General features: G+C 72.7%; 3 protein-coding genes. 2 read left to right on the plus strand and 1 reads right to left on the minus strand.

Going from position 1 to position 4235, the window contains the following annotated elements; all coding sequences use genetic code 11:
• The first annotated feature begins 20 nt into the window (after positions 1 to 20).
• On the plus strand, positions 21 to 1508 hold the full coding sequence (locus ABD194_RS19860) for an MFS transporter (RefSeq protein WP_343994728.1): 1488 nt from the start codon (positions 21 to 23) through the stop codon (positions 1506 to 1508).
• Positions 1509 to 1561: 53 nt separating this feature from the next.
• Here ABD194_RS19860 and ABD194_RS19865 read toward each other — a convergent pair whose 3' ends face one another.
• Positions 1562 to 2995: a DUF2786 domain-containing protein gene (locus tag ABD194_RS19865; protein ID WP_343994730.1), complete on the minus strand. Its 1434-nt coding sequence runs from the start codon at positions 2993 to 2995 to the stop codon at positions 1562 to 1564.
• Positions 2996 to 3497: 502 nt separating this feature from the next.
• Here ABD194_RS19865 and ABD194_RS19870 point away from each other — a divergent pair.
• On the plus strand, positions 3498 to 4181 hold the full coding sequence (locus ABD194_RS19870; protein ID WP_343994732.1) for an SPFH domain-containing protein: 684 nt from the start codon (positions 3498 to 3500) through the stop codon (positions 4179 to 4181).
• Positions 4182 to 4235: the final 54 nt, after the last annotated feature.

Consider the following 4235-nt stretch of genomic DNA (forward strand, 5'->3'; position numbering starts at 1 on the left):
TTGTGAGAGAACGGAGCTCCATGACCGACAGCACCGCCCTGTCCGACGCTGCCCGGGCGGCTGGCCGGGCCCCCATCGCCAAGGTGGTCGGCTTCCTGATCTGCGTCGAGCTGGCGAGCGGCGTGCTGCAGGGCTACTACACGCCGCTCTTCAGCGACATCGCGCGGCACCTGTCGATCCGGGATGCCGACGTCAACTGGTTCGAGGCGGCGCAGCTGATCGTGTCGGCGCTCGTCGTGCCACTCCTCGCAAGGCTCGGCGACCTCGTCGGGCACCGGAAGGTGCTGCTGCTGTCGACGGTCGTCACGGCAGTGGCGTCGTGGGGAGTCGCGCTCGCACCGAGCTTCGGGCTCTTCCTCGTGGCGTGGGCCGTCCAGGGCTTCTATGTCGTGTGGCTGCCGATGGAGGTCGCCATCATCCACCGGCGCACGGGTGGCGAGGAGCGACGCGTGCGCGGTGCCGCCGGTCTGCTGGTGGCCGGCCTCGAGCTCGGCGTCATCGCCGGTGCCCTCACGAGTGGTGCGCTGGCCGAGTCGCTCGGCATGAGGGGGCTGCTGGCGCTGCCGGCCTTCGTGGTGACGCTGGCCCTCGTCGCGATCTGGTTCGGCGTGGAGGAGACGCCGGTACTGGCCCGCGGTGCGGTCGACTGGCGCGGCTTCCGGCTCGTCACCCTCGCGCTGGGGCTCGTCATGACGGGCCTGGTGATGCTGCGGCTGCTGGGGCCGGCCAGCCCCTGGCCGTGGGTCGTGGTGGCCGCGGGAGCGGTTGCCCTCGTGCCCTTCGCCCGCGTCGAGCTGGCTCACCCGGAGCCGCTCGTCGACCTGCGCATCCTGCGGGCGCGTGGACAGTGGCCGGTGCAGGCGACGGCCTTCCTCTTCGGTGTCTCGGTGCTCGGCGCCCAGATCCCGCTGTCGACCTTCGCGAGGACCGACCCCGGCGTGACCGGCTACGGCCTCGGGGCCTCGGCGGCGCGGGTGTCGGTGATCATCGGCGGCTACGTGCTGTCGCTTGCCGTGGGGGCGCTGCTGCTCCACCTGCTCGCCGACCGGGTGGGCACCCGGGTGGCGATGGTCGTGGCGGCCGTGCTCGTCGCGGTCGGCTACCTGCTCTTCCTGCCGTTCCACGACACGCTCGCCCAGACGCTGACCAACATGGTGGTCGCCGGACTCGGGTCGGGTGCGCTCGTGGCGGGACTGCCCGCCGCGGCTGCCGCGCAGGCGCCGCCGACGCACACGGGGCTCACCACCGGGATGACGAACACGACCAAGACGATCGGCGGTGCGTTCGCCTCGAGCGTGTTCGCCATCGCGCTGGCCTCGACCGGGACGGTCGGTGCCGAGGCCACGGGCCACGCGTCGCTCTCCGGCTACCTGGCCGTGTGGGCGATCTGCGGTCTGACCGCTCTGGTGGCGGCGGTCTTCCTCGCCGTGGTGCGCCCGCCGAGCTCGACGGCGAGGACGGTGAGGACGGCGGCGACAGCAGGGGCGGCCGGGACGGTAGAGGCGTGACCCACGCCGGCCGCCCGCCCCAGATGGGTGGTGACCTGCCTCGGCCGGGGGATCTACCCCTGCAGGCTCGGGGAGGCGTTGAGCTGGGCGCGGTCGGCAGCCGCGCGGCCGAAATGCCATCCCTCGGCGTCGCGTGCGGCGCTGAAGGACGTGCGGCGCACCTCGGGGAACCAGACGTCGAACTGCTCGTCCACGTGCTCCGCCCGCGCGGCGAGGAGCGGCACGAGCTCCCTGCCACTGGCCCGTGCAGCAACGGCTGCCTCCTCCTCCTCGTGCGCCGTGGCCTCCTGCAGTCGCTCACCGATGCGGTGGGCGAAGGCGGCGAGGAACGACTGCCGGAACGATCGGGTGCGACTCCCACCGTGCCGGTCACTGCGTGAGCCGGCGACGGCCAGGGTGCGAGTCGCCTGGACGAGGAGCGAGGTGAAGAGCAGCTCGACGGCCTCGAGGTCGGCCTCGAAGCCGACGACCGTGCCGAAGCCGAGCTCCTTCGACCAGACCATCCGGCACCGGTTCGCGGAGGCGACCGCATGGAGCAGCGCCGCCTTGGGACCCTCGTACGGATTGTCGATGCCGATGCGCCGGCCTCGGGGGTCGTCCCGCCCGGGTCGGCCGCCGGACTCCTGGGCGAGCAGGGCGGCATCGATGCTGTGCCGGGCCATGAGCGCCTGCGCCCCGGCGGTGAAGGTCTCGGCCTCGGCCTCGTAGGTCGTCGACTCGGCCTTGGCGAGCATCATGCGGACGCGGCTGAGGACGCGTTCGTCGGCCGTCGTCGGCGTGCCGCTGCGGCCTGAGCTGTCACGGCTCTCGCTCGGGTCAGGGAGCGCCTCACCGGGCAGCGGGGTGAGCTGCTCGATCGCGGGCAGTCGTGCGAGCAGGTGGAGGACCGTCACGGATCGCGAGACCAGCGTGAACCAGTCCAGGCCGCCGGCCCGCCGGGCGTCGATCCAGGTGGAGGACGCCGCGGGTGCCTTTCCGGTGTCGAGCTCCTGCAGCTGCGCGACCCACTGCCGGTCGACGGTCGACAGTGCGTACTGCGCCAGCTCGCCGGTCATCACGTCGACGACGATGTCCTGCTCGGGCACACCGAGGCGGCGGCCCACGAGGCGGTGGACGTCGGCCGGCTGCCAGCCGCGCTGCCAGACCTGCGTCGTCGCGGTGGCCAGCGAGCCGAGCAGGGAGTGCACCACGATGCGATGGGTGCTGGTCGAGGCGCACATCGCAGCGACGGTAGCGACCACGTCGTCGAGGCGGTGGGCGTCGGCCCGGTCGAGGGCGACGAAAGCGTCACCCAGCAGGTCGCGCAGCGTCAGCCGGATCTCGCTCTGGTTCGGCGAGGCCTGGGCGGACGTGGCCCGCGTGAACGTGTCGCCGGCCCCTGCAGTGCCGGACGAGGTGGGGAACGGGCGACCGAATGCTGCGCCGGCACGGCTGGCCGGGCCACTGCCCGACGCTCCGTGTCGCCGGCTGCGACTCGCCTTGCCCATGTGTCCTCCTGAGGTCCTGGTCCCATGGTGTCATCGGCAGGGATGCCTCACCCAGCGAGGTCGCACGCTGTGGAGAAGAGCCGGGCCTCTCGGTGGGGTGTGGAGAACCGGGGCTTCGAGAGCTGTGAGCGAGTGGTCAAAACCACTCGCGTTCCTGACCGCCGAAGCGTCATCCTTGGCGGGCACGAGGGTGGCAAGCAGCCGCGGTGGCGTGCCACTCGAGGTCCTGCGCGTCGGACCCACCCGATGGATGCAGCGCCTGTACAGCGCCCACTCCAGGTAACGGTGCCCTGCACCAGAGGTTCGAGTCCTCAGGGTGTCGTCGGCCATGGCCCTCCGTGCGCCGCCCTGCGGACAGGACTGCCAGGTCCGCGTCCCCGCGGCGCGCGTTCCACGGCCGGCGGCACCCGCTTCCTCCCGTGCGACCGCTTCACCAGCTCGGCCCGCTCCACCCGCTCCGCCCGCTCTTGTCACCCACCAGGCGCCGAAGGAGGTTGCCCGAATGTCCCTGATGCAGTTCACCATCCAGCCTCGCCACTGCGCGCTGCGCTACCGCCACGGCGCCCTCGAGCAGGTCCTGCCGGCAGGGCGGCACCGTCGTCGGCTGGGCCAGCGGCTGGTCGTCGTCGACCTGCGCGAGCGGCTGACACAGGTGGCACCCCAGGAGGTCCTGACCTCCGACGGCGTCTCGGTGCGCGTGTCGTCGGTCGTCCGCTGGTCGGTCGGTGATCCCGTCGCGTTCGCCGAGGTCTCCGAGGACCCGGTGGGCACGACGTACCTCGCCGCCCAGGTGGCGCTGCGTGACGCGCTCGCGACGCTGACCGCGGAAGACCTCGTGAGCCGCGGCCGGGTGCTGCCGATGGCGACCATCACGGCTGCGACCGCGGAGGTCGCACGTCGTGTCGGCGTCGAGGTGGCCGAGGTCGTCGTCAAGGACGTCATCGTCCCGGTCGAGCTACGGGCGGCTGCCGCCGAGCTGGCGACAGCGCGTCGTCGCGGCGACGCCCAGCTCGAGGCCGCCCGGGCCGAGACGGCGGCGCTGCGCTCCCTCGCCAACGGGGCCAAGCTGCTCGACGCGCACCCGGCACTCGCGCGGCTGCGGCTCGTGCAGGCGGCTCCGGCGGGCACGCGCATCATCCTCGGTCTGTCGGACACGCTCGCCCCCGGTGTGGACGACCAGCCCTGAGTCTCACGTTCGGGGTGGTCGCGACGCGCAACGCGTCACCGCGACCACCCCGAC

This window comes from Terrabacter terrae (genome assembly GCF_039529575.1).
Lineage (GTDB): Bacteria > Actinomycetota > Actinomycetes > Actinomycetales > Dermatophilaceae > Terrabacter > Terrabacter terrae.

What these genes read in the sequence shown, in the direction of transcription:
- ABD194_RS19860 (WP_343994728.1), top strand. Translation starts at nt 21, where the DNA reads ATGACCGACAGCACCGCCCTGTCCGACGCTGCCCGGGCGGCTGGCCGG.
- ABD194_RS19865 (WP_343994730.1), bottom strand. Translation starts at nt 2,995, where the DNA reads ATGGGCAAGGCGAGTCGCAGCCGGCGACACGGAGCGTCGGGCAGTGGC.
- ABD194_RS19870 (WP_343994732.1), top strand. Translation starts at nt 3,498, where the DNA reads ATGTCCCTGATGCAGTTCACCATCCAGCCTCGCCACTGCGCGCTGCGC.